At 66.7% G+C, this 25,623-nt stretch carries 25 protein-coding genes; 4 read left to right on the top strand and 21 right to left on the bottom strand.

Annotated elements, in window-relative coordinates; translation table 11 throughout:
* Positions 1–24: 24 nt before the first annotated feature.
* From QTH91_RS09770 to atpE, 3 genes are all read left to right on the top strand, one after another.
* The gene (locus tag QTH91_RS09770; RefSeq protein WP_286659886.1) at positions 25–1,971 is read left to right on the top strand and encodes an alkyl/aryl-sulfatase; all 1,947 of its coding nucleotides are present in this window, start codon (positions 25–27) and stop codon (positions 1,969–1,971) included.
* 29 nt (positions 1,972–2,000) lie between these two features.
* Entirely contained in the window at positions 2,001–3,629 is a 1,629-nt protein-coding gene (locus tag QTH91_RS09765) for an AMP-binding protein (protein WP_286659885.1), read from the top strand.
* 155 nt (positions 3,630–3,784) lie between these two features.
* The gene (gene atpE / locus QTH91_RS09760; protein WP_286659884.1) at positions 3,785–4,027 is read left to right on the top strand and encodes a F0F1 ATP synthase subunit C; all 243 of its coding nucleotides are present in this window, start codon (positions 3,785–3,787) and stop codon (positions 4,025–4,027) included.
* A 31-nt stretch (positions 4,028–4,058) separates the two neighbouring features.
* Here atpE and QTH91_RS09755 read toward each other — a convergent pair whose 3' ends face one another.
* The 11 genes from QTH91_RS09755 to QTH91_RS09705 form a co-directional block, all read right to left on the bottom strand.
* Positions 4,059–4,466, bottom strand: coding sequence for a VOC family protein (locus QTH91_RS09755; protein ID WP_286659883.1), 408 nt, complete (start codon positions 4,464–4,466; stop codon positions 4,059–4,061).
* Entirely contained in the window at positions 4,463–4,951 is a 489-nt protein-coding gene (locus tag QTH91_RS09750) for a helix-turn-helix domain-containing protein (protein WP_286659882.1), read from the bottom strand. Before QTH91_RS09750 ends, QTH91_RS09755 begins: the two co-directional genes overlap by 4 nt.
* Before the next feature lie 34 nt (positions 4,952–4,985).
* Entirely contained in the window at positions 4,986–5,468 is a 483-nt protein-coding gene (locus QTH91_RS09745; RefSeq protein WP_286659881.1) for a CreA family protein, read from the bottom strand.
* 12 nt (positions 5,469–5,480) lie between these two features.
* A complete protein-coding gene (locus QTH91_RS09740) occupies positions 5,481–6,380 on the bottom strand; it encodes an acyl-CoA thioesterase (RefSeq protein ID WP_286659880.1) in 900 nt (299 codons plus the stop codon).
* A gap of 103 nt (positions 6,381–6,483) precedes the next feature.
* Positions 6,484–7,320 (bottom strand): shikimate dehydrogenase family protein, encoded by an 837-nt coding sequence (locus QTH91_RS09735; protein ID WP_286659879.1) that lies wholly within the window; start codon positions 7,318–7,320, stop codon positions 6,484–6,486.
* A 29-nt stretch (positions 7,321–7,349) separates the two neighbouring features.
* Positions 7,350–8,348, bottom strand: coding sequence for a TRAP transporter substrate-binding protein (locus QTH91_RS09730; protein WP_286659878.1), 999 nt, complete (start codon positions 8,346–8,348; stop codon positions 7,350–7,352).
* A 42-nt stretch (positions 8,349–8,390) separates the two neighbouring features.
* Positions 8,391–9,671 (bottom strand): TRAP transporter large permease subunit, encoded by a 1,281-nt coding sequence (locus tag QTH91_RS09725; protein ID WP_286659877.1) that lies wholly within the window; start codon positions 9,669–9,671, stop codon positions 8,391–8,393.
* Positions 9,668–10,198, bottom strand: coding sequence for a TRAP transporter small permease (locus QTH91_RS09720; protein ID WP_286659876.1), 531 nt, complete (start codon positions 10,196–10,198; stop codon positions 9,668–9,670). Before QTH91_RS09720 ends, QTH91_RS09725 begins: the two co-directional genes overlap by 4 nt.
* Before the next feature lie 148 nt (positions 10,199–10,346).
* Positions 10,347–11,033, bottom strand: a complete 687-nt coding sequence (locus QTH91_RS09715) for a TetR/AcrR family transcriptional regulator (RefSeq protein ID WP_286659875.1) — start codon at positions 11,031–11,033, stop codon at positions 10,347–10,349.
* Positions 11,034–11,124: 91 nt separating this feature from the next.
* A complete protein-coding gene (locus QTH91_RS09710; RefSeq protein WP_286659874.1) occupies positions 11,125–11,586 on the bottom strand; it encodes a type II 3-dehydroquinate dehydratase in 462 nt (153 codons plus the stop codon).
* A 7-nt stretch (positions 11,587–11,593) separates the two neighbouring features.
* Positions 11,594–12,613: a TRAP transporter substrate-binding protein gene (locus tag QTH91_RS09705; RefSeq protein WP_286659873.1), complete on the bottom strand. Its 1,020-nt coding sequence runs from the start codon at positions 12,611–12,613 to the stop codon at positions 11,594–11,596.
* A 108-nt stretch (positions 12,614–12,721) separates the two neighbouring features.
* Between QTH91_RS09705 and QTH91_RS09700 the strand changes: the two genes are divergently transcribed.
* Positions 12,722–13,561 carry an IclR family transcriptional regulator gene (locus QTH91_RS09700; RefSeq protein WP_286659872.1) on the top strand — a complete coding sequence of 280 codons (840 nt, stop codon included), beginning with the start codon at positions 12,722–12,724 and terminating at the stop codon, positions 13,559–13,561.
* Here the strand turns inward: QTH91_RS09700 and QTH91_RS09695 are convergent.
* The 10 genes from QTH91_RS09695 to QTH91_RS09650 all read right to left on the bottom strand — a co-directional run bounded on the left by QTH91_RS09695 (position 13,556) and on the right by QTH91_RS09650 (position 25,617).
* On the bottom strand, positions 13,556–14,365 hold the full coding sequence (locus tag QTH91_RS09695) for a transglutaminase-like domain-containing protein (RefSeq protein ID WP_286659871.1): 810 nt from the start codon (positions 14,363–14,365) through the stop codon (positions 13,556–13,558). The two genes, QTH91_RS09700 and QTH91_RS09695, sit on opposite strands and share 6 nt — an antisense overlap.
* A gap of 38 nt (positions 14,366–14,403) precedes the next feature.
* Positions 14,404–14,832, bottom strand: coding sequence for a hypothetical protein (locus tag QTH91_RS09690; RefSeq protein WP_286659870.1), 429 nt, complete (start codon positions 14,830–14,832; stop codon positions 14,404–14,406).
* Between the two features lie 131 nt (positions 14,833–14,963).
* On the bottom strand, positions 14,964–16,307 hold the full coding sequence (locus QTH91_RS09685) for an FAD-dependent oxidoreductase (RefSeq protein ID WP_286659869.1): 1,344 nt from the start codon (positions 16,305–16,307) through the stop codon (positions 14,964–14,966).
* A gap of 67 nt (positions 16,308–16,374) precedes the next feature.
* A complete protein-coding gene (locus QTH91_RS09680; RefSeq protein ID WP_286659868.1) occupies positions 16,375–17,349 on the bottom strand; it encodes a Bug family tripartite tricarboxylate transporter substrate binding protein in 975 nt (324 codons plus the stop codon).
* Between the two features lie 70 nt (positions 17,350–17,419).
* Positions 17,420–19,219, bottom strand: coding sequence for a bifunctional protein-serine/threonine kinase/phosphatase (locus QTH91_RS09675; protein ID WP_438273543.1), 1,800 nt, complete (start codon positions 19,217–19,219; stop codon positions 17,420–17,422).
* A 30-nt stretch (positions 19,220–19,249) separates the two neighbouring features.
* Positions 19,250–20,104, bottom strand: a complete 855-nt coding sequence (locus tag QTH91_RS09670) for a formate/nitrite transporter family protein (RefSeq protein ID WP_286659867.1) — start codon at positions 20,102–20,104, stop codon at positions 19,250–19,252.
* A 273-nt stretch (positions 20,105–20,377) separates the two neighbouring features.
* On the bottom strand, positions 20,378–21,703 hold the full coding sequence (locus QTH91_RS09665; RefSeq protein ID WP_286659866.1) for a nitrate- and nitrite sensing domain-containing protein: 1,326 nt from the start codon (positions 21,701–21,703) through the stop codon (positions 20,378–20,380).
* A gap of 125 nt (positions 21,704–21,828) precedes the next feature.
* Positions 21,829–22,194, bottom strand: coding sequence for a nitrite reductase small subunit NirD (nirD, locus tag QTH91_RS09660; RefSeq protein WP_286659865.1), 366 nt, complete (start codon positions 22,192–22,194; stop codon positions 21,829–21,831).
* 26 nt (positions 22,195–22,220) lie between these two features.
* The gene (gene nirB / locus QTH91_RS09655) at positions 22,221–24,743 is read right to left on the bottom strand and encodes a nitrite reductase large subunit NirB (RefSeq protein ID WP_286659864.1); all 2,523 of its coding nucleotides are present in this window, start codon (positions 24,741–24,743) and stop codon (positions 22,221–22,223) included.
* Positions 24,744–25,134: 391 nt separating this feature from the next.
* Positions 25,135–25,617, bottom strand: coding sequence for a hypothetical protein (locus tag QTH91_RS09650; RefSeq protein ID WP_286659863.1), 483 nt, complete (start codon positions 25,615–25,617; stop codon positions 25,135–25,137).
* Positions 25,618–25,623 lie beyond the last annotated feature (6 nt).

Here is a 25,623-nt window from a genome sequence, read left to right as displayed (position 1 = left end):
TTCTCGAAACGACAGAGACAAGCCATGCTTCTCAAGCCCATTGCCATCGCAGCCGCGCTGCTCACCGCGCTGTCCGCCGCCGCCCACGAGGCCAAGGCCCCCACCGCTGCCACCGCCGAGTTCAACCAGAAGTTCGGCGCCAACCTCGACCTGGCCAACAAGCAGGACTTCGAGGACGCATCGCGCGGCCTCGTCGCGCGTCTGCCAGAGCCGGTCGTCAAGGACGCCAAGGGCAACGTCGTGTGGGACACCTCGCGCTTCGACTTCCTCAAGGGCGACGCACCCGCCTCGGCCAACCCCAGCCTGTGGCGCCAGGGCAAGCTCAACGCCGAAGCCGGCCTCTATCAGGTGACCGAAGGCGTCTGGCAGATCCGCGGCGTCGATCTGGCCAACATGACGCTGGTGGCCGGCAAGACCGGCTGGATCATCATCGACCCGCTGCTGACGGCCGAGATGGCCAAGGCCACGCTCGAGTTCGCGATGGAGAAGCTCGGCAAGAAGCCGGTGGTCGCCGTCATCTACACCCACAGCCACATCGATCACTTCGGCGGCGTGCGCGGCGTCGTCGATGAAGCCGACGTCAAGTCGGGCAAGGTTCCGGTCATCGCACCCGAAGGCTTCATGGATCATGCGATCGCCGAGAACGTGCTGGCCGGCAATGCCATGACGCGCCGCTCGCACTACCAGTTCGGCGCGCCGCTGACCTACGGCGAGCGCGGCAGCCTGGGCAGCGGCCTGGGCAATGGACTGAGCATCGGCTCGATGGGCCTGATCGCGCCCACCGACTACGTCAAGAAGACGGGCGAAGAGCGCACGCTGGACGGCCGCAAGGTCATCTTCCAGATGGCCAACGGCTCCGAGGCGCCGGCAGAGTTCACCTTCTACTTCCCCGACTTCAAGGCCCTGTGCCTGTCCGAGGTGGTCACGGCGAACATGCACAACATCTACACGCTGCGCGGCGCCAAGGCGCGCGATGCGCTGGGATGGAGCAAGTACATCAACGAGATGAAGGACTTCTACCCCGAAGCGACCGTGGCCTTCCGCAGCCACCACTGGCCGGTGTGGGGCGCCGAGCGCATCCAGAAGCACCTGTCGAACCAGCGCGACGCCTACCGCTACATCCACGACGCGGCCCTGAACATGGCCAACAAGGGCGCGAAGATGGACGACCTGGGCAACATGGACTACTTCCCCAAGGGTCTTCGCAACGACTTCTCGACCCGCGGCTACTACGGCACGCTCAGCCACAACCTGCGCGGCGTCTACAACTTCTACCTGGGCTACTACGACGGCAACCCGGCCACGCTCGACCCGCTGCCCATGACCGAAAGCTCCAAGCGCTACGTCGCAGCGCTGGGTGGCGTCGATGCCGTCATGACCAAGGCGAAGGCCTCGTTCGACAAGGGCGACTATCGCTGGGCTGCCGAGCTCAACAACCACGCCGTGATGGCCGATCCCACCAACGAGAAGGCGCGCCTGCTGCAGGCCGACATCCTCGAGCAACTGGGCTATCAGGCCGAGTCCGGCGTGTGGCGCAACGAATACCTGGTCGGCGCGCAGGAACTGCGCGGCGGCGTCAAGCAGGTGCAACTGTCCACCCAAGGGCCGGACATGGTGCGCGGCATGACGCTGGACATGATCTTCGACTTCCTGGCCGTGCGCCTGAATCACCAGAAGGTGGACGGACTCGACATGGGCATCCAGGTGAACTTCACCGACAGCAACGAGACCTACGCGCTCGAGCTTTCCAACGCCGTGCTGAACAACACCAAGGGCCGCAAGCTGGCGTCGCCGCAGGCCACGCTGTCGCTGGGCCGCCCCGCATTCTTTAAGATGCTGCTCGCCGGCGTGCCGCTGCCCAAGCTGCTCGAAGCCGGAGAGGCCAAGCTCGAGGGCGACCCCAAGGCGCTGGGCGCCATCTTCGCCAACCTCGACCAGTTCAACCCCTTGTTCAACATCGTCACGCCCTGACCCACAGCGCGGACTAAGAGGAGACCACCATGCAAGAGCGTCCTTGGCTCGCCACCTATCGCGAGTTCGGCATCCCGGCCGAGATCGCGCCTGCCGCCTTCCCCAGCGTCACCGCCATGCTGGAAGCCGCCATGACACGCTTCGCGGACCAGACCGCGCTGCGCTCGCTCGGCCAGTCGCTCACTTACGCCGAGGTCGACCGCCTGTCGCGCGACTTCGCGGCCTGGTTGCAGTCCGAAGGCGTCAAGCCCGGCGACCGCGTGGCGGTGATGACGCCGAACATCCTGGCCTTCCCGGTCGCCATGCTGGGCATCATCCGCGCCGGCGCCATCCAGGTGAACGTCAACCCGCTGTACACGCCGCGCGAACTCGAGCACCAGCTCAATGATTCCGGCACCAGCGTGCTGGTGATCTACACCGGCTCGACCGCCACCTTCGCGGAGATCGCCGGCAACACGTCGGTGCGCCGCGTCGTCACCGCGGGCCTGGGCCTGGCGGCCGACAGCAAGCTGCCGAGCCCGCCGGCCGATGAGCGCCTCAAGAATGCGGTCAGCTTCGCCGATGCGCTCGCGAAGGGCAAGGACCTGCCTTTCACGCCCGTGCAGCAAAACGCCGACGACGTGCTCTTCCTGCAGTACACCGGCGGCACCACGGGTCTGTCGAAGGGCGCGACGCTCACGCACGGCAACCTGCTGGCCAACTGCGCGCAGTACGCGCTCTTCATGCCCGATGCCATGCGGCCCGGCGAAGAAGTCGTGGTGACGGCCATCCCGCTGTATCACATCTTCGCGCTGATGGTGAACCTCATCAGCTACTTCAGCGTCGGCGCGGACAACTGGCTGGTGGCCAATCCGCGCGACATGGACGGCTTCGTCGAGACGCTGCGCCAGGCGCGTCCCACGATCATCACGGGCGTCAACACGCTGTACGCGGGCCTGACGCTGCACCCGAAGCTGGCCGAAGTGGACTGGTCGCGGCTGCGCCTGGCCGCCGGCGGCGGAGCCGCCATCGTGCCGACGGTGTCGGCGCGCTGGCAGGCCGTCACCGGCCAGATGATCCGCGAAGGCTACGGCCTGTCCGAGACGAGCCCGGTGCTGTCGTTCAACCCCGCTGCGGTGAAGGAGTTCACCGCCACCACCGGCCTGCCCATGTCATCGAGCGACGTCAAGCTGCTGGACGATGCCAACCGCGAAGTCGGCATCGGCGAAGCGGGCGAGATCTGCGTCAAGGGCCCGAACGTCATGCGCGGCTACTGGGATAAGCCGGAAGCCAATGCGGCGGCCTTCACCGAAGACGGCTACTTCCGCACGGGCGACGTGGGTGTGTTCGACGAGCGCGGCTTCCTCAAGATCGTGGACCGCAAGAAGGACATGATCATCGTCTCGGGCTTCAACGTCTATCCGAACGAAGTGGAAGCCGTGGCCACCGCCTGCCCCGGCGTGGCCGAATGCGCCTGCATCGGCGTGCCCGACGAGAAAACCGGCGAGGCGGTCAAGCTCTTTGCCGTGCTCGTTCCCGGCGCGACGGTCACGGAAGCCGACATCGCCGCCCACTGCCGCGAGCAGCTGACCGCCTACAAGGTGCCGCGCCAGGTGCAGATCATCCCGGCGTTGCCCAAGTCGACCGTCGGCAAGATCCTGCGCCGCGAACTGCGCTAGTCGCCCGGCGCGTGGCGCGTGGCGCGCATGACCTCGCAGGTCATGGACGCCATGCGCCTGCGAGCCGACAGTGAGGTCATCCGGCGCTGGTGCGGCGCCGGCCGCCAAAGGCCCCGGCTTCGCGGGCCGTCAGCAAAGACGGAAAGACCTCTCTCATGAACGGCATCGACCTCCTCCCCCTGGCCGTGGCCCTGCTCATCGGCATTGCCGCGCTCGGATCGTGCCTGGGCATCGGCAACCTGGGCGGCAAGCTTCTGGAAGCAGCGGCCCGGCAGCCCGAGCTGAAGGCCCAGTTGCAAAGCACCTTCTTCCTGGCCGCCGGCGTGACCGACGGCGCCTTCATCATTGCCACCGGCATTGCGCTGTGGTTTGCGACGGCCAATCCTTTCGGGGGTTGAGGCCGGCGCCGCAGCCGCCGCACCTGCCACGCTACGCGCGCGTCTGCGTCATCTTCCAGCCGTTGCCGGAAGGATCGCGGAAGTTGGCATCCACGCTGCCGTAGCGCTCCACCGGCTCCTGCGTGAACTCCACGCCCTTGGTGCGCATCCGCTCAAAGGCGGCCCGGCAGTCGGTCACTTCGAGCAGCAGCGGCGGCATGGCGCCCTTGGCCACCAGGGCCTGCAGCATCTGCGCAGACTGCGCATCCACCGTCGGCGGGCCCGGCACGAACAGGCCGAGCTGGAACGAGGGCTGATCGGGATGCTGCACCGTCAGCCAGCGGAAGTCGCCATTGCGCACGTCGGTATGCACGCGAAAGCCGAGCTTGTCGGTATAGAAGGCAAGCGCCTCGTCCTGGTCTCGAACGTACAGGCCGATCATCTGAACACCTTGGGTCATCGGGAATCCTCTGGTTTGCGGTCCCCGTTTTTATCGACCGCCGACTGGCGCCGCTTCTCCAAAACTGCGATCGTGAGGTCGGGCCGCTGCGCCGCGCTGAGAAAACAGCCCGGCACCTGACCCAGGCGATTCGCGGCAGCACGTTCCTGCTGGCGCACCGCGCTCGGCGAGTCGCCGGTGATGTCACGAAAGATTCGCCCGAAGGTGCCCAAGCTCGCCCAGCCGGTCGCAAAGGCAATGTCGGTCACGGGCAGGTCGGTATCGCGAAGCAAGGTCTTCGCGCGCTCGATGCGCCGTGTCAGCAGATAGCGATGCGGCGGGATGCCGAAGGCTTCCTTGAAGGCCCGCGCGAAATGCGCCGGGGAAACATGGCTCACCTGCGCCAGGCGAGCCACCGGCCAGTCTTCGTGCGAGGCGGCATCCATTCGGTCCTTGGCACGCAGCAGGCGGCGAAGGAGATCGGCGGATTGGCTGGGAATGTCCATGCGCTCGGATTGGCGCGCCGCCGGTTGCCGACGATCAGGGCTTGACCGTCAACGCCACCGACGCATCCAGCGGCACGGCCGCCACGGCGTTCTCGGGCGAGCCTTCGACCAGCTTGTCGGAGTAGGTCAGGTAGACCAGCGTGTGCCGCTTCGCGTCGACCATGCGCACCACGCGCAGCCGCTTGAAGAGGATGGACTGCCGCTCGCTGAACACCTCTTCCTGTTTGGGCAGTGGCGCGGCGATGCTGACGGCCCCGACCTGCTTGCAGGCGATGGCCGCTTCGGCCTTGTCCTCGGCCAGTCCCAGCGCACCCGACACGCCCCCGGTGACGGCGCGCGAGACGTAGCAAGAGACGCCCTTGACCTTCGGGTCGTCATACACGTCGACCACCACCTTGTGGTCCGGGCCGATCAGTTTGAAGGCGGTATCGACCTCGCCCACGCGCTCGGCGCGAGCGCCTGCACAGGCAAGCAGGGCCACGGCGAGCGATGCAAGCCGGATTGTTCGTGCATGCATCGCAACCACCTTTCAATCCTTCAAGACGCGCAGCATGCCTTCCTGCGCGGTGGAGGCGACCAGCCGGCCGTCGCGGGTGAAGATGCTGCCGCGGCACAGTCCGCGCGCACCACCGGCGCTGGGCGAATCGATGACGTAGAGCAGCCACTCGTCCATGCGGAAATCGCGATGGAACCACATGGCGTGGTCCAGGCTGGCGACGCGCAGGTTGTTGCTGAAGAAGGTGAGCGCGTGCGGGTTCATCGCGGCGCGCAGCAGGCCGTTGTCGGAGGCATAGGCCAGCAGGGCGCGATGCACCAGCGGATCGTCAGGCAGCGGCGCGATGGCACGCATCCAGATCATCGATCGCGGCGCGCTGGGCGTGGGCTTGACCAGATCCGGCGCATTGACGACACGCACATCGAGGCCAGGCGAGATCAGCCCGCGAAAGCGGAACTGCTCGGGCACGCGATCGCCCAGGGCGATGCGGCGCTCCAGTTCGCTGGGCTGCGACAGCGGATCGGGCGCATCGGGCATCGCGTCCTGGTGGTCGATGCCTTCGTCGCGTGTCTGGAACGAAGCCGCCATCTCGAAGATCTCGCGGCCTTCCTGCTTGGCGATCACGTGCCGCGTGGTAAAGCTGCGCCCATCGCGGGCGCGATGCACGGTGTAGTCGATGGGCGCATGCTGGCCTGGCAGCAGGAAGTAGGCATGCATCGAATGCACCGGGCGGTCGTCCGGCACCGTGAGGCTGGCCGCCACCAGCGACTGCGCCAGCACCTGGCCGCCGAACACGGCCGGCGTGCCGATGTTTTCGCTCTGGCCACGAAAGCGGTCTTCGCCAGTGGCTTCGAGCTTCATCAATGCGACCAGATCGGCGACGTGACGGGCCGCGGTGGCGGCATCGGGATTGGGGGTGGGCGTGCTGGTCATGGGCGCGGGGATTCGGCTAGGGAAAACCCTCCGAACATAGCAAATCCAGCGACCTGGCGCTGTCACGAACGCTATGCGCGCCCCACGCCGCCTGCCGGGCGACTCAATACTGCAGCCGCGCCAGCCCCCGCAGCCGCTCGGCCGTCGTGCTCGGCAGGCCGAAGAACTCGAGGTACGCCGGAATCATCTCGAACAGCATGTCGGTGCCCACTTGCACCTTGCAGCCGCGCGCCTGTGCGGCGGCCAGGAGCGCGGTGGTCTCACTGCGCATGACGACCTCGCCGACCATCGTTCCGCTCTGCAGGCGGTCGACATCGAAGGGCAGCGGATCGTCGGCGTTCATGCCCAGGGGCGTGGCATTGACCACCAGGCCGAAGCCGTGCGGATCGGCGCTTCCGGTGCCAACCGGCAGCCTTGGATATTCAGTGCGCAAACGTGCGGCCAGAGCTTCGGCAGACGCGGTATTCACGTCGAACAACGCGATCTCCGCAATGCCAGCCAGCGCCAGCGATGCTGCAATGGCGCAGCCCACCCCGCCCGAACCCACCACCAGGCCGCGCGTGCGCGTCAAGTCCATGCCCTTGCGCTGCAGGCCGCGCACGAAGCCGGCGCCATCGAACTGGTCGCCCGCCAGTCGTCCGTCCGGCAGGCGCTTGACGGCGTTGCAGGCGCCTGCCACGCGCACGGTGGGCGTGACCTCGTCCAGCAGGCCGACCACGCTCACCTTGTGCGGCATGGTGATGAGCGCGCCGCGCACGTTGTCCATCCGGAACAGGGTGGGCAGCGTGTCGGCGAAGTGCTCCGCCCGGCAGGCGAACGGCACCACCACCGCGTTGATCCCCTCCGCCTCGAAGTACGGGTTGTAGATCATCGGCGCCTTGAAGGCGTGGGTGGGGTAGCCGAGGTGCGCAATCACCTCGGTGCGGCCGTCGATGTGCACGAGCGAAGACTCCCTGTTCCTAAAGCCGCTTACTTGCGGACCTTGTCCAGCTCGGCCATGACGGCGGACACGGTGGCTTCGCCCACCGATGCGCTGTGCTTGGCGATCACCGGCTTCATCTTCTCGCGCAGCTTGGCCACTTCGGCCGGCGGCAGCTCGCTCACCTGCATGCCGCTCTTCTTGAGCTCTTCGAGGATGCTGGCGGCCTGGCTGCGCGATTGCTCACGCTGGTACTTGGCCGATTCGACCGCCGCGTCGCGCAGGATCTTCTGCTCGTCGCTCGACAGCGATTCCCAGAAGCGCTTGCTGATGACCACCGACTGCGGGTTGTACTGGTGGTTGGTCAGCGTCATGTACTTCTGCACTTCGTACAGCTTGGCGCCACGGATGGTGGCGACGGGGTTCTCCTGCCCGTCGACGGCCTTCTGCTCCAGCGCGGCGTACAGCTCTGGAAATGGCAGCGGGGTCGGGTTGGCGCCCAGCGCCGTCACCCAGTCGACGTTGATGGGATTGGGGATCACGCGCAGCTTGAGGCCGGCAATGTCTTCCACCTTGGTGACCGGGCGCTTGCTGTTGGTCAGCTCGCGAAAGCCCAGCTCGTAGTAGGTCAGGCCCACGATTCCTTTTTCTTCCAGCTTCTTGTGCAGGCCGGTGCCGAACGAACCATCGACCACCGCGTCGGCTTCCTTGGCGTTGCCGAAGAGGAAGGGAAAGTCGTAGATGGCAAAGTCCTTGACGATGCTGGCGAAGATGCCCGAGTTCATCGAGGCCATCTCCAGCGTGCCGCCCTGCAGCGCCGAAACGTTGGCCTGGTCGCTGCCCAGCGCGCCGCCCGGGAACACGTTCACCTTCATCTTGCCGCCCGACTTGGCCTCGACGATCTGGGCGAACTTCTCCATGCCCAGCACGATCGGATGACCGGCCGCATTCTGGTTGGCGAACTTGATGGTGCGCGTCTGTGCCTGGGCCAGGCCCATGGCCGCCAGCGCGGTTGCCGCAATGACCGTCTTCAGAAAGATGCGCTTCATGACAAGTGTCTCCGTTGTCGTCGTTGGAAAAGTGTTGTGCGCTCAGCCGTGCAGCCAGCGCGCCGGTACGGTGACCAGGCTGGGGAAGAAGACCAGCAGGAACATCACGGCGAACTGGGCCACCATGAATGGCCACACGCCTTTGGCCACGTCGTCCATGCTGATCTTGCCCACGCCGGCCACCGTGCTCAGCACCGTACCCACCGGTGGCGTGATCAGCCCGATGGCGTTGTTGATCATGAACAGCACGCCGAAGTAGACCGGATCGATGCCGGCGGCCTTGATGATGGGCATGAACACCGGCGTGAGGATCAGGATGGTGGGCGTCATGTCCATCGCCGTGCCCACCAGCATCGTGATGATCATGATCGCCACCAGCAGCAGCGTGGGGTTGTCCAGCAGCGGCTTGAGCAGCGAGACCAGCTCGGCCGGCAGGTTGGCCACCGTGATCATCCAGGCCGACACCATCGCCGCGGCCACCAGGAACATGATCACCGCCGTGGTCTGCGCCGCGGCCGCGAACAGCCCGAAGAGCTGGTTGAGCTTGAGCTCTTTATAGATCACGGTCGACACGAACAACGCGTAGACCGCGGCGACCACGGCCGCCTCGGTCGGCGTGAAAACGCCGAACTTGAGGCCCACGATGACGATGACAGGCATCACCAGCGCGAAGGTGGCGTCCTTCAGGGCCAGCAGCACCTCGCGCCGGCTGGCGCGAGGCGGCGCCTCGATCTTCTCCTTGCGCACCAGCCACCACCAGGTGGCCCACAGCGCCGCGCCGAGCATGATGCCGGGCGCAATGCCGGCCATGAAGAGCTTGGAGATCGACACGTTGGCCGCCACACCGAAGACCACGAAGCCGATGCTCGGCGGAATGATCGGGGCGATGATGCTGGCCGACGAGAGCAGCCCCGCCGAGCGGGCCGGGTCGTAGCCGGCGCGCTTCATCATGGGCAGCAACAGCGCCGCCAGCGCTGCGGCGTCGGCCACCGCGGAGCCGGACAGCGACGCCATGATGACGGCGGCCATGATGCCCACGTAGCCCAGGCCGCCCTTGATGTGGCCCACCAGGGCCATCGCGAAGTTGACGATGCGGCGCGACAGCCCGCCCGCATTCATGATCTCGCCAGCGAGCATGAAGAAGGGCACGGCCAGCAGCGGAAAGCTGTTGGCGCCCTCGATGGTGTTCTGCGCCAGGATCTGGACATCGAACATGTCCATGTGCCACATGAGCGCGGCGCCGCACACGAGCAACGAGAAGGCGATCGGCACGCCCAGCGCCATGGCGCCCAGCAGCGCCCCGAGGAAGATGACGATGGTCATGCGTGCTCTCCTGTCTGCGCTTCTTCGGATTCGCGCACGGACACGAGGCGCTCCGGGGCCAGTTGGCCGGTGAACAACAACCACAGTTCATGCGCGAACATGAGGCCGGCCAGGAGCGAGAACACCGCCCCGCTGGCATAAAGCCAGGCCATCGATGCTTCCATGACCGCGCTGGTGGTGCCGTAGTTGATGCCGGTCTGCACCCATGCGCCGCGGAACATGAAGACGCAGATCATCAGCATGAGGATGTGCGCGGCAGCAAAGCAGAACTTCTTGCCCGCCAGCGGCAGGCGCGCGACGAGCGCGTCGGTGCCCAGGTGCGCTCCGTTGCGAACGGCGACCACCGAGCCGAGGAAGGTCATCCAGACGAACAGCCAGCGCGACAACTCCTCGGACACCGTGATGCCCGAGTTGAAGCCATAGCGCAGCACCACGTTGCCGAACACCATGAGGACCATCAGCGCGAGCGCGAGGACCATCAGGATGACGAACAACCGGGCTATGCGGTCGATGAGTGTCTGAATCACGGCTTGTCTCCGAGGGTTTGCATTTTGTACGGACTGGTTAGTTTTCGATTGGGGGTTTACCCGGCACCGATGAAACGAGATGCGACGGGCAGCGTCAAGCCCGCCCGCGCGACGGGGCGTGCAGCACTCGAAATCCCGAGGGGCCTGGCTACTTGCGCACGAAGCGCACCACCATCTCCGCGACGTTGGCGCGGCGCTGGGCGATGTAGGCCGGCGAGAGCATGTCCAGCTTGAAAATCACGCCGAAGGTGTGGCGGTTGGACACGTTGAAGAAGCTCAGCGCGGAGATGGATGCATGGATGTCCACCGGGTCCAGGCCCGTGCGGAACACGCCCGACTTGACGCCGCGCTCGTACAGGTGGCTGATCGCGGCGATGGCCGGCACGTTCAGGTCCTGGATGCGCTGGCTGCGCGCCATGTACTGGCCACGATTGATGTTTTCCGACATCACGAGCCGGATGTAGTTCTCGTGATGCAGGTGATGGTCGAACGTGAACTCGACCAGGCGGCGCAGCGCTTCTTCGGGCGACAGGTCCTGCAGGTTCAGCTCGGACTCGACGTCGCGAACGCGCCGGTACGACTCCTCCAGCACGGCAAGGTAGAGGCCTTCCTTGCTGCCGAAGTAGTAATAGATCATGCGCTTGCTGGTCTTGGTCGCCTCGGCGATCTCGTCGATGCGCGCGCCTGCCAACCCCTTCTCGCCGAACTCGGCCTCGGCCACGGCCAGGATGTTGGCCTGCGTGCGCTCGGGGTCGTTGGTGCGTCCGGGCGCCTTGCGCGCAGGAGCACTGCTGCGACTCTTCGGACGCTTTCCGGCGTGTACCAGTTCGTTCATTCATGGAGTATAGGTCGCGCCGCATGCAGCCCTGCAGCCGCCGCGGCGCCTCCTGCGTGCCGGGTTCAGGCCCCGGCCCGCGTCCCGAATCTCAGGTGGACGAAGACGCCGCAGCCGCGTTCTCGCGGGCGATCTCCGCCAGCGCACGCAGGCCCGCCGTGTACGAACGCCACCCCAGCCCCTGGATGGTGGCCTTCACCGCCGGCGAGATGATCGAATGCGCACGCCAGGTCTCCCGTGCCGCGATGTTGGACATGTGGATCTCCAGCACCGGGAACGGCATGGCCTTGATGGCGTCGTGCAGCGGCACGCCGTGCTGCGTCAGCCCGGCCGGGTTCACCAGCGCGCCCGCCGCCAGGTCGATGTTGTCGTGCAACTTGTCGATCAGCGCGCCTTCGTGGTTGGACTGGAAGATCTCCAGTTCGACCTGCAGCTCCTGCGCCAGCGCGGTCAGCCGCTCGTTGATCTGCGCCAGCGTGGTGGTGCCGTAGATGTGGGGTTCGCGACGGCCGAACAGATTCAGGTTCGGGCCGTGCAGCACGAGAAGTTTCAAGACAGCCTCACTTGCCGCGGATGCGCGCCAGTTCGTCGTTGTAGATCTTCACGATGGCCGGGTCGTAGCTGGCAGCGAACTTGTCGGTCACCGGCTTGGCCACCTCACGCATGCGCGCCTGCTCGGCCGCCGAGAGTTCGTTGTATTGCATCCCCTTGGCCTGCAGCTCGCCCACCGCCTTCTTGGCGGCCTCGCGGCTCACCTTGCGCTGGTAGTCGCGCGCCTCGTCGGCAGCGTCGTGCATCATCTTCTGCTCTGCCGGCGAGAGCTTGTCCCAGAACTTCTTGCTCACCAACATGATGTTGGCGGCATACACGTGGTTGGTGGCGCTGACGTACTTGTTCACTTCGAAGAACTTGTTCGACAGGATCACCGCGAACGGGTTCTCCTGACCGTCCACCGCCTTCGATTCCAGCGCGCCGTAGAGCTCCGCGAAGGGCATCGGCACCGGATTGGCCTTGAAGGCCTTGAAGGTGTCGAGGAACACCGGATTGGGAATCACGCGGATCTTCAGCCCTTCGAGGTCTTCGGGCTTGGTGATCGGGCGCTTGCTGTTGGTGACGTTGCGAAAGCCAAGATCCCAATAGCCCAGCGCGACCAGGCCCTTCTCGGGAAGCTTGGCGATCAGCGCCTGGCCCAGCGGGCCGTCGAGCAGCGCATCGGCCTGGGCGTAGTCGCCCACCGAGAACGGGAAGTCGATCAGGCCGAATTCCTTGACGATGCCCGCCAGCGAAGTCGTGGCCGGGGCCGACATCTCCTGCACGCCGCCTTGAAGGGCAGCCTGCTGCTGCATCTCGTTGCCCAACTGGTTGGACGGGTACTCCTGCACCTTCAACTTGCCACCGCTCTTGGCAGCCAGCAGCTCGGCGAACTTCTTGACGCCCATGCTGACCGGGTGGTCCGTGTTGTTGAGGTGGCCGAACTTGATGACGCGCTCCTGCACGTCCTGGGCGGAAGCGATGCCCGTCATGGTGGCGAGGGCGGCGAAGGCGGCGCCGAAGAGGGCGCTGCGCACGAGTTTCTTCACGAGGTGTCTCCTTGTTCGATGAGATGGCACGTCCCCTTCCGGACGACGTACTGCGGCATGATAGGAATGTCATCAGAACGTTATTCCACACTGGAAACTGCTTTCATCATGCGAAGTCCGTCGCCTGCCCAACCTGCATCGCCCACCGGCACCGTGGAGCGCGTCCTGGCGCTGCTCGAGCAACTGGCGCATCAGCCCGAAGGCATCGCGCTGGGCGAACTGGCCGACGAGCTGGCCCTGCCGCGCAGCGCCTGCCATCGCCTGCTGGCCGATCTGGTGCGCTGCGGCTACGTGCGGCAACTGCGCGAACAAGGCGACTACGTGCTCACGACCAAGATGCCGGCCCTGGGCCTGAGCTTTCTCGGGGGTGCCGGCATCGTCGACATTGCGCAGCCCATCATCGATCGACTGGCCGACACCTCGGGCGAGCTCGTGCGGCTGGCGCTGGTCGACGGAGACAGCCTGATCTTCGTGGCCAAGGCGCAGGGCGCGCGCACCGGCCTGCGCTACGACCCGGACATGGGCATCGACGTGCGTTTGTCATGCAGCGCAGGCGGCCACGCGTGGCTGATGACGCTCAGCGAGGAACGCGCCACCGAACTGGTGGCGCGGCAGGGCTTCGGTTCACCGGCGCAGTTCGGCCCCAAGGCGCCCACCACCTACAAGGCGCTGATGAAGGTGCTGGACGACGATCGACGTCGCGGCCATGCGCAGATCGTGGAGCAATACGCCCCGGGCATGACGGCGATGGCCGCACCGGTCGTTCGGCGCAAGCAGGGGACGATCGCCGTGATCACCATCGCCGGTCCGATGTTGCGACTGACGCCCGCGCGCATGGACACGCTGGCCACGCCCTTGCTGCAGGCTTCCCACGAACTGGCGTTGGCCAGCACGAGCTCGCCGCTGTTCACACTGCCGCAAGGCAAGGGCGCCAGCCAGGCGTCATGACTTCACGGCCGGCTGCGCGGGCCGGGCCAGTTCTTCGACGGAGACCACCATCTCGCGCATCTCCAGCGGCCCGTAGTTCGAAAGAAACGCGACGTCCGCCGCATCTCGGCCATAGGCCACCACGATTCGTCCGCCGCGCGGCCGCGACTGGGTGGCATCGAAGGTGTACCAGCGACCGCCGACGTACGCCTCGAACCAGGCATGCATGTCCATCGGATCGAGGCCGTGCAGATAGCCGACCACCAGGCGCGCCGGAATGTGCAGGCTGCGGCACAAGGCGATGCCCACGTGCGAGAAGTCGCGGCACACCCCCGCTCCTGCCTCCAGCGTCTGCAAGGCATCGGTCGATGCGTTGCTCACGCTGTACTGGTAGGTGATGTTCTCGTGGATCCAGTGCCGGATGGCCTCGACCTGGGCATAGCCGGCCATCTTGCCCTGCACGATCGTCTCGGCCCGATCGCCCATCTTGTCCGAAGGGCAGTAGCGGCTTTGCAGCAGGTACTGCAGCGTGTCGGAGGCCAACTTGTGGACCGGCACGGCCTCGGCATCCGGTGCCACGGCAATGACGTCGTCGGCTTCCATCACGGCATCGACTTCGATGCGCATGTCGCCCTTGGGAACGACCATGCGCTGGCAGAGGTTGCCGAAGGTGTCGACATATTCGCTGGTGGGCACCCAGGGATGCAGCTCGTAGCGCTCGCTCACCATCCATTGCGCCTCGCCGCTGCGCGGCCGCAGCATGGCCACGACGGGGCAGTCGCTGCTGGCGGTCACCCGCATCTTGCACGTGGCACGAAGTCGCATGGGTTTGTCCTGACGAAGATGCAGCGATGGCCGGGGCGTCAGCCGCCGATTACCAGAATGAAGCGTCGGCCGTCCTGGCTCATGCATTCGCCCTGGCCGCTACCGAACGAAGTGGCGAAATAGCATTCGACGATGCGCTGGCCATCGGGCGAGCGCAGCAGGGCACGCCCGCCGCCGTAGCCCGTGCCGGTCGAGACGCCCACGCCACCGAAACCGCCGCCCCAGCTGCCGCCGCCCACGCCGATGCCCAGGCTGATCGGTGGTGGATTGCTGTAGGTGCCGGTGTAGCGTTCGCCGTCGATGAACGCCTCGGCGGTGCCGGAGACGCCGTTGTAGCTTCCGGGATAAGTCCTGCCGTTTTCCAGCAGTTGCATCTGGCCTGCGCAGCCCGCCAGCAGCACGGGCGCCACCCAGGCCAGCGCCGCGGCGAGACGCGATCTGGCTGCTGGACGGTCGGCGGTGTGCATGGCAGCGACTATCGACCATTCGGCCGCGAAGCGGAAGAGGCGGGTCGTAGGCGCCGCGCTGAAGGCGGCGTCGTCAAGCACCCATGTCGACAAGGGCGCGGGCGCGCGTCATGGGCGCACGCCCGAACAGCTCAGCTCAGCCGGGCCCCATCGGCCTGCAGACGGGCCTGAAGCGCAGGCACGTCGATGTCGGCAAAGCGCGCGTTGTCTTTGAGCATGGCGGCGGCCGTTCCGGCGGCCTGCCCCATGACGAAGCAGGCGCCGCTGGCGCGCGCGGCCGACTGGCCTTCGTGCGTCATCGATGCGCAGCGCCCGGCCACCAGCAGGTTGTCCACGCCTTGGGCGACCAGCATGCGCCAGGGCAGCTCGTTGACGGCGTTGGCCTCGTCGCGCGGAAAGCGCCAATCCACGCGCCCTTCGGCATGCAGCTCCATCGGCCAGGCGTTCAGGCCGATGCTGTCGTCGAAGCGGGCAGAACCGAGGATGTCTTCGCCGCTCAGGGCATACAGGCCCCGGATGCGCCGCGTCTCGCGGATGCCCACCTGGGGCGCGATGTCGACGATGGCCGACTGCGCGAAGCCGGGGATCTCGGCCTTGAGGAAGCGGAAGAACTCGGCGATCTGGCGCCGCCCTTCCAGCTCGCCCTCGCTCAACTCGCGGGCGTCCACGCCGTTCATGGCCTTGCCTTGCGCATTGCGGATCTGCGTGACATTGACGCGCCATTCGCGCGGATCGATGTTCGGCCGCAGGATCGCGCCTTCGCGCGCGAAGCGGTAGGCGCCCGGCTTGGCGGCCTTCACGCGGTCGATCCAGTCGTTGATGGCCTTGAACTCGCCCACCGCCTCCAGCGCCGGAGCGGCATCGACCTGGCCGACCCTGAACATGGTGGTGGGAAACAGGCCGCTGCCCGCGCCGTCGCCGACCTCGAACGGCACGCCGGCGAAAGCGGCAACGTCGGCATCGCCCGAGCAATCGATGAAGCTCCCGGCGCGGATGGCCTGTCGCCCCGACTTGGTCTCGACCACCAGTGCCTCGATGCGCGAGCCCTGTCGGATCACCGAAGCGGCCCAGGCGTGGAACAGCAGTTGCACGCCCGCTTCCTGCAGCAGGGGATCGGCAGCGCATTTGTAGGCCGACACATCGTAGGAACGCACGCGGATCCGTCCGCCCATGCCGTCCTGCGGCTTGTTGAGGCCGCCCAGCGCATCGATGCGCGACAGCAGCTCGTCCGCCACGCCGCGCACCACTTGCTGCATCTGCCCGCCCACGCGGCCGTAGAGGCCGGCGAAGTTCGTCACGCCGCCAGCCGTACCCATGCCGCCGAGAAAGCCGTAGCGCTCCACCAGCAGCGTGCTGGCACCATGCCGCGCCGCGCTCACCGCCGCAGCAATGCCTGCGGGCCCGCCGCCGACCACGACCACATCGAAACTGCCGAACACCGGCAGCGACCGCTGCGGCTCAACCAGACTGTTCAAACCGGATTCCTTTTGACTATGGTTGCGGGCCTCGCCTCGCGGCCAGCGAAGCGAAGCCCCTCGGGCGTCAGTTCAGCTTGATGCCCTTGGTGGAAATGATCTTGCCCATGATCGCCGCCTCGTCCTTCACGCGCAGCTTCATGCCTTCGGGCGAAGTGCCCACGGCTTGCCAGCCCTGGTCGAACAGCTTCTTGCGAACGTCGGGCGACTTCATGATCACCGCCAGCTCGGTGCTCAGGCGCTTCTGCGCGACTGGCGAGAGGCTCGCCGGGCCGAGCAGCGCTGTCCACACTTCGAGGTTGAAGTCCTTCACGCCGATCTCGGACAGCGAGGGCAGGTCCGGCACCAGCGCGCTGCGGCCCGCGGTGGTCAGGCCGATGGCCTTGACCTTGCCCGCCTGCACCTGCGGCATCGCCAGGCCCGGCGGGATGAGCGCCAGCTGCACCTGCCCGCCGATCATGTCGGTCAGGATCTGCGGGTTGCCGCGATACGGCACGTGCACCGCCTTGAAGCCCGGCACGCGCGACTCCATCAGCTCCATGCCCAGGTGCCCCACCGAGCCCACGCCGACCGAGCCGTAACTCCACTTCTGTCCGCTCGCTGCGGCAGCCGGCAGGAACTCCTTGCCGGTGGGCAGGTTGTTGTTGGCCACCAGCACGAGCGGCGCCGTGGCGAGCAAAGAGATGTAGCTGAAGTCCTTGGCCGGGTCGTACGGCAGGTTGGGATACAGCATCTGCGAGGAGGTCAGGTTGCCGTTGATCACCACGCCGATGGTGTGATCGTCCGTGGCCTTGGCCACCAGGTCGGCCGAGATGTTGCCGGACGCGCCGGGCTTGTTCTCCACCACGATGGGCTGGCCGAGGGCCTTGGACAGCGGCTCGGCGACGATGCGGGCCACCACGTCGGGCGTGGAGCCGCCCGGGAATCCCACCAGCAGGCGCACCGGCTTGGTCGGCCACGATTGGGCACTGGCGGTGCCGGCGAATGCCAGCAGGGCGGTGGAACAAGCGGCGACGATGGCGGATCTGCGTGCGATAGGCATGGGTTGAATGGCTCTTTGCTAGTCTCGTTGTGACGAAAGGTGAACGGGCAAGTCTAGCCCGCCCTTCGCGTCAGCGCCCCAGCAATTGCCCCAGCAGCACGATGACGGCCAGCGCCAGCACCAAGGTAGCGGCCTGCCAGAAGCGCACCGGGTGGCGCTCGATCAACGGCGGCGCGCCGCTGCGATGGAACTGCGCACCGGGCTTTTTCAGGTCCTGCGCGAACTCTGCTGGCGACTCCTGGCGCTTGGCCGGATCGGGATGCAATGCCTTGGCCAGCACCGCATCGAGCCACGCCGGCAATTCGGGGCGACGATGGCGCAGGGGCTCGTAGCGCAGGCGTCGCAGGTCCGACGGCCCACGCAGTTGGGTCACCTGCAAACCGTAGGGCAGATGCCCGCTGAGCATCTGATAGGCCAGCACGGCCAGCGAGAAGAGGTCCGAGCGCTCGGTGCCCGCGCCGCCGGTGAAGTACTCGGGCGCCGTGTATTGCAGCGAGCCCAGGATGGCGCGGGCCTCGGGCTCGGCCATACCTTCGGCAAGCCCCGCCACGTGGACCGCCGCGAAGTCGATGATCCTGACCGTGCCGGTATCGTCGACCATCACGTTCTCGGGGCGCAGGTCCTGGTGCAGCATCTCCTTGCCGTGAAAGGCGCAAAGGCCCATCGCGATCTGCGTGACGATGGCGCGCACCACGTCGAGCGAAGGCCGTGGATGGTCGGTCATCCATTGCGCCAGCGTCTGGCCGGGCGCGAACTCCATGGCGGTGAACAGATGCCGGCGTGGCCGCTCGTTCACCGCCGGTCGCAGCACGTTCGGATGGTGGATGCGCCTGGCGACCCATTCCTCCAGCACGAAGCGGTCGAGGTAGTCGGGCTGCTCGCGCAGGTCCACCGACGGCGTCTTGACGACGACCTGTGCCCCGCTTTCGTCATCCACCGCCAGGTGCACATGGCTGCGCGCGCTGGCGTGCAGCGAGCGCACGATCGTGTAGCCCTCGAAGCCCATGCGCGGCGCCAGCGATGGTGGCAGCGCCAAGCCTTCACGCGACAGCGGCAGGCTGTCGGATCCCGGCTCGGGCAACGCCTCGATGCTGAGCAACTGAAGCGTGGCGTCGTCGTCGCTGCCATGCGCGCGAGCGCGGGCCACCAGTTGTTCGGCAGCGCGGTCGAGGTCGCCCGCGGACTGCGCCAGCGCGACTTGCACCGCCGCCCCATCGAGCGCATTGCAGGCGCCGTCGGTGGCCAGCAGGAACACGTCGCCCGGTTCGACCTGCAGGCAGTGATAGTCGATCTCCACGCCCGCGTTCACGCCCAGCGCACGGCCCAGGTAGGACTCGGCGGAGGAAAGATGCACGCGATGGTCCTGTGTCAGCTGCTCCAGCGATGCGCCATGGACGCGATAGATGCGCGAATCGCCCACGTGCAGCAGATGCGCTTCGCGCCCCTTCAGGATCAATGCGCTGAAGGTGCAGACGTAGCCGCTGTCCTTGTCGAAGCGCGCGTGGCTGCGCTGGTTCTGCGCGTGCAACCATGCGTTGGTGGCGGCCAGCACGCGCTGCGCCGAGCGCCGTACCGACCATGCCTCCGAGGTGGCGTAGTAGTCGTCCAGGAAGCCGCGCACGGCCGCCGCGCTGGCGACCTGGCTGACGCGGCTGGAGCCGATGCCGTCGGCCAGCGCCAGGGCAATGCCCTTCGATTGCAGTTGGGCACCGCGCGGCAGCATCGCACCATGGAAGTCCTGGTTGATGCCGTCCTCATGCGCGGCTTGCGAATGCTGGCCAAGGCTGACGCGCAACGCGCCGCCCGGCGGGCCCGTGCGAGCGGGCTCCGGGCCGAGCGGGCTTTGCGTGGTGCGCGCCGGTGCGTACACACGTGGCCTTTGTCCGGCCGATCGATCCGATCAGGCGGTGGCGCGCGAGGTGTTGGCCTTGGCCGATGCGTTGGCGGAAACCGTGCGCTTGGGCGCCGTCTTGTAGTGCGTGGAATAGAGCGTTGCGCCGACAAAAGTCAGGCCACCCACCAGGTTGCCCAGCACGGTCGGGATCTCGTTCCAGATCAGGTAGTCCATCAGCGTGAAGTTGCCGCCGAGCATCAGGCCGGTGGGGAACAGGAACATGTTGACGATCGAGTGTTCGAAGCCCATGTAGAAGAACACCATGATCGGCATCCACATGCCGATGGCCTTGCCCGAGACGCTGGTCGACATCATGGCCGCCACCACGCCGGTGGACACCATCCAGTTGCACATCACGGCGCGGATGAACAGCGTCAGCATGCCGCCGGCGCCGTGGGCCGAATAGCCCACCGTGCGGCCTTCGCCGATGTGGCCGAGCTTCTGGCCGATGACGTTGGGCGCCTCGGTGAATCCGAAGGTGAAGATGATGGCCATGAACACGGCCACGGTGAAGGCGCCTGCGAAGTTGCCGCAGAACACCAGGCTCCAGTTGCGCATCACACCGGCCCAGGTCGCGCCGGGACGACGGTCAATGACGGCCAGCGGCGCCAGGGTGAACACGCCGGTCAGCAGGTCGAAGCCCAGCAGGTACAGCATGATGAAGCCGACCGGGAACAGCACGGCGCCGGCCAGCGCGTTGCCGGTGTTGACCGTGATGGTGACGGCAAAGGCCGCCGCCAGCGCCAGGATGGCGCCGGCCATGTAGGAGCGGATCAGCGTGTCACGGGTGGACATGAGCAGCTTGGATTCGCCGGCGTCGACCATCTTGGTCACGAACTCGGCAGGGGCGATGTAGGCCATGTGAAGTTTCCTTTTGCGAGCGGGCCGGGCGCTGCGAGGCGTTTCGCCAAGTTCAGCGCACCAACGACAAAACGGCGTCGCGAGCGCATCCACACCGACAAGGTGCAGATGTCGCCCGGGACGCCGTCATCCTGGGTGCATGAGGTTCCGAAAGCCGCTGCTGGCGCACCGGTTTCGGGCAAGCGAGCCGCCATTAGCTCGACACCCCCGCTGATCGCAAATTGCGTGCCACATGCTGCGCCGCCGCATCGTGGGCGCGGCCGTGGGCGAGCCTCAGCGCGAGCGCGGTTTTGCGTCCGCAGCAGCGCCCTGCTGAGCCAACTGCTGGAAGGCCTGGTCGGGCAGGGCCAGCGTCGCCTCGGCCACATCGAGCAGGCGGCGGTTCTGGTCCATGGAGGTCTTCTGCAGCGCGCGGAACGCCGCCTCCTCGGTCATGCGAAGGCGCGACATCAGCACGCCCTTGGCGCGCTCGATCACCTTGCGCTCGTGCAGGGCACGCCGGGCGGCGTCGAGTTCGCTTTCCATGCTCGACAGGCGTGCCGACTGCGAATGCACCAGTTCCAGCAGCGAGGTGGACTGGCCGCTGCTGCCATCGATCACCTCGGGCACCGCGCCGGGCTGGCTGGCCAGGTCGAAGTAGCGCTCCACCGCATGCTGGTGCAGGGGTGGCCGGTCACGCAGATGGCGCAGCACGGCCTCGGAGTCGTGCAGGTCCTGCTCCGCCTGGCGCACCTGTTCGGCGCAGGCTTCGCGCAAGCGTCGGGCCAGGGCCAGTTCGAGTTCCCACAGCATGTCGATGCGCTCGCTGCAGACCTCGAACCAGGCATCGCTGTGTTGCGCATCCAGTGCCGCATCGGCCCGCGCCGCGCACAGGGTGCGACGCAGCCGCTCCAGGCGGGCGGTACCCGGCAGCAGTTGCTGCGCCTCCCACTTTTCGCGCAGCGGCGCGTCGACGAAATCGCAGAACACCTGCAGGTTGCGCTCCTGCGCCTCGATCAGGTGGTTGATGCGCTGCTGGTGCGCCTCACTGCACTGCCCGGACGCGAACAGCAGCGCGCCTACCGCGCGCTCCTGGCCCGCCTCCTCCTTGCCTTGCACCAGATGCAGGAAAGCCACCAGGAGGCTGGAGACGCCAGGCACCTGCGCCGCGTCGGCCAGGTGATAGATCAGCTCCACCAGGCCGGCGATGATGGCGCTGAAGCCGGCCACTTCCTCATGCGCGCTCAGGGTGCGTCGCTCGATGCGAGAACGCAGGTCCTGCATGGCGTCCAGGCCCAGCAGCGTCCAGGCCATCAACGCCAGCACCCGCGCGCTGGCGCCCTGCCCGGGGGCCTCGTAGGCATCGAACATCGCGCGCACGCTGGACTCGGCCTGCCGCGCGCCTTCGGCCATGGCAAGGCGAACGTCCGAGAAGCGCTGGCCGCCCGATGCCAGGTAGATGGTGGATGCGCCCCGCTCGCGCTGCAGTGCGTGGATCAGCGTGCCGATGGCCTCGGCCAGCTCGACCCGTCCGGCCAGCAGGCGGACTGCATCGATCTCGCGGCGACGCGCGGCGAGCGCGAGTCGGGCGGCTGGCGAGGGCAAGGCCCGGTCTGGCATGCAAGAACTCCTGGCTTTCTTCGTGGGCGTGGGAAACCGAGGGCGATTGTCCACGCCTTCGAATTCCTTTCACCTCACGTGCAAAGCAGGGGCCGTGCCGGGCCCGGATGCGCAGCGCGTCGGACTCAGCTCAGAGCAACCAGCACCTGGCCCTCATGCACGCGCACGGGATGCGTGCGCACCGAATGCTCGGGCATCTCCAGGCATTCGCCGGTCTGCAGGTCGAAGTGGTTCTTGTACAGCGGCGAGGCGACGACGACACGCTCGCCCAGGTTGCCCACCAGCCCGCGCGAAAGCACGCTGGCGCCGGACTTGGGGTCGACGTTGTCGATGGCGAAGAACTGGTCTTCGCCCAGGCGGAACACGGCGACGTGCCGCCCCTCCACCCGGGCGCACACGCCGGCGTTGGGCAGGATGTCGCCGGCCGCGCAGATGGCGGTCCAGCGTTCGATGGCGGCGTGGGCGTCGTTCATGGCTTGCGAGACGTGCATGGCGGTGTTCCTGTTGGCGGCGGCGTTCATGCTTCGGCGGGTGCCAGCGCACGCTCTTGGGCATTGGCCGGGCGGATCTGCCCGCGTTCGTTCACGAAGATGATGTGCTCGTCGGGCTTGTCGCTGTTGACGAAGGAGCGGAAGCGCGCGCGCGTCGCCGGATCGGTGACCGCCGTCTTCCATTCGCACTGGTAGCTGTCGACCACCGCCTGCATCTGCGATTCAAGCTCGGCGTTCAGGCCCAGCGTGTCGTTCAGCAGAACGCCCTTGAGGTAGTCCAGGCCGCCTTCGAGACCCTCGCGCCAGGTGCTGGTGCGCTGCAGCCGATCGGCAGTGCGCACGTAGAACATCAGGAAGCGGTCGATGAGGCGAACCAGTTCTTTCTCGGTGAGGTCCGACGCGAGCAGTTCGGCATGGCGCGGCTTCATGCCGCCGTTGCCGCACACGTAGAGGTTCCAGCCCTTCTCGGTGGCGATCACGCCCACGTCCTTGCCTTGCGCCTCGGCGCATTCACGGGTGCAGCCGGAAACGCCGAACTTGATCTTGTGGGGCGCGCGCAGGCCCTTGTAGCGGTTCTCCAGCGCCACCGCCATGCCCACGCTGTCGCCCACGCCGAAGCGGCACCAGGTCGAACCCACGCAGCTCTTCACGGTGCGCAGCGCCTTGCCGTAGGCATGGCCCGATTCGAAGCCGGCAGCGATCAGCTCTTCCCAGATGAAGGGCAATTGCTCCACGCGCGCACCGAACAGGTCCACCCGCTGGCCGCCGGTGACCTTGGTGTACAGGCCGTACTTCTTGGCCACCTGTCCGACGGCGATGAGCCCATCGGGCGTGACTTCGCCGCCAGGCATGCGCGGCACGACCGAGTAGCTGCCGTCCTTCTGGATGTTGCCCAGGTAGTAGTCGTTGCTGTCCTGCAGGGTGGCCAGTTCCTTCTTGAGCACGAACTCGTTCCAGCACGAGGCGAAGATGCTCGCCGCCGCGGGCTTGCAGATGTCGCAGCCCAGGCCCTTGCCGTGCGCTGACAGCAGCGCGTCGAAGCTCTTGATCTGCCCCACGCGGATCAGGTGATAGAGCTCCTGGCGCGAGTAGGCGAAGTGCTCGCAGATGTGGTTGTTGACCGCCATCCCCTGCTTCTTCATCTCGGACTTCATGATCTGCGTGACCAGCGGCACGCAACCGCCGCAGGTCGCGCCGGCCTTGGTGCACGACTTGATCGCGCCGATGCTGGTGGCACCGTCGCACACCGCGGCGCAGATCTGGCCCTTGCTCACGCTGTTGCACGAGCAGATCTGCGCGCTGTCGGGCAGCGCGTCGACGCCCAGGCCGGGGCGCGCCTTGCCGTCGCTCGACGGCAGGATGAGGAATTCCGGGTCGGCCGGCAACGCGATGCCGTTGAGCGCCATCTGCAGCAGCTCGCCGTATTCGGTGGCGTCGCCCACGAGCACGGCGCCCAGCAACTGCTTGCCGTCTTCGCTCACCACGATCTTCTTGTAGACCTGTTTGCGCTCGTCCACGTACTGGTAATTGCGCGCGCCCGGCGTCTTGCCCTGCGCATCGCCGATGCTGGCCACATCGACGCCCATGAGCTTGAGCTTGGTGCTCATGTCCGCGCCGACGAAGGACGCATCCGCCTGCCCCGTCATGTGCTTGGCAGCGACGCGCGCCATGTCGTAGCCTGGCGCGACGAGGCCGAAGACCTGGTCGTTCCACGAAGCGCATTCGCCGATGGCGTAGATGTCGGGGTCGCTCGTCACGCAGTTGCTGTCGATCACCACGCCGCCGCGCGGACCGATGGCCAGCACGCACTGGCGCGCCAGATCGTCGCGCGGGCGGATGCCGGCCGAGAAGACGATCATGTCGGTCTCGAGGTACGTGCCGTCGGCGTACACCATGCGGTGGCGGGCGCCGGCGCCGTCGGTGATCTCCACCGTGTTGCGGCTGGTATGGGCCGTGACGCCCAGCGCCTCGATCTTGCTGCGCAGGACTCGGCCGCCGCCTTCGTCCACCTGCACCGCCATCAGGCGCGGCGAGAACTCCACCACGTGCGTTTCCAGGCCCATGTCGCGAAGCGCCTTGGCGCATTCCAGGCCGAGCAGTCCGCCGCCCACGACCACGCCGCTCTTCGACTTGGCGCCCGACGCTTTCATGGCCTCCAGATCTTCGATGGTGCGGTAGACGTGGCAGTGCGCGCGCTCGCGGCCCGGCACCGAGGGCACGAAAGGATTGGAGCCGGTGGCCAGCACCAGCTTGTCGTAGTGCAGCACGTCGCCTTCGGACGTGGTGAGCAGGTTCTCGCGACGCTCGACGGCGGCCGCCTTCACGTTCAGGCGCAGCTTGAAGCCGGTGCGCTCGAAGAAGCCCGGCTCGACCAGCGACAGGTCGTCTGCGCTCTTGCCGCTGAAGAATTCGGAGAGATGGACGCGGTCGTAGGCGGGGCGAGGCTCCTCGCACAGCACGGTCACGTCGAGATCGGGGATGCCCGACTCGGCCAGGCTTTCCAGGAACTTGTGGCCCACCATTCCGTGGCCGACAACAACGATTTTCATGACTGAACCTCCGCAAGGATTCGGTGTGGGTTGGAAGTCCCGACAGGCGAGCCCGAGAAAAGGGGCGTGCACGAGTCGGGTTCCGCCACCATCAGCGGAGAGGTCGCGCAGGGCTGGGTGCCCGCGCTGTCCGCGGCGACCTTACCGGCGGACGCGGATCACGACGCAAATTGCGTGCCACGCGTGCTGCGCCGCGGCAATTCGAGGTCTGTCAGAGGGAGAAGCGGCGGACGGCCGGATCCGAAGCGCCGCAAAGGCAAAGGGGGTGCGCGACATTCATGCGCCAGCGCGCGCCATGCGTGTTCCAGGTCGGTGCGCCGCAACCCAAGTTGGGGACGTGGGCGCCACGGCCCATCGGCGCCAGCGCGCCAAGGGCATGTCGCCCGCCGCGCTAGAAGCGCTTCTTGTCGGGATCGAAGGCGCTGCAACTGCCCTCGAAGGTCTCGATGCCGACGATCCGGATGTGTCCGCTGCGCCGATCGATGTCGACGGTGGGCTGGTTGAGGGCATTCAACCGGTAAGACGCGGTGATGCGGTCCGCGCCGATCTTCAGCTCGCGCAGGTCCCACCAACCGTCATGGTCGCCCGATGCGAGCGGGGGCAGCAGGCGCTTGGGCGGACGAATGCGACCCTGGCCGTCGTGGATTTCGATCTGGGCGCTCCCCTCGATCTGCGTGTTGTCGTATTGGATGTCGCTTCGATCGGTGTATTCGTGCCGCTTGCGATCCCACTTGAACCCGTAGCTCTGATGCGCTTCGAGCCGCTCCCCGATACCCGGGCAGATGAGGTCGAAGCTCGTGGTCTGTCCGGACGCCGGTGACATCCAGATGGCAGACAAGGCCGAGATGGCGGCCGTCAGCAAGGTGCGATGCATGGAAAG

The organism is Variovorax dokdonensis, assembly GCF_030316895.1.
In the GTDB taxonomy this organism is placed as follows: domain Bacteria; phylum Pseudomonadota; class Gammaproteobacteria; order Burkholderiales; family Burkholderiaceae_C; genus Variovorax; species Variovorax dokdonensis.
The sequence above is the reverse complement of the archived record's forward strand: the minus strand, read 5'-3'. Positions and strand labels throughout refer to the sequence as shown.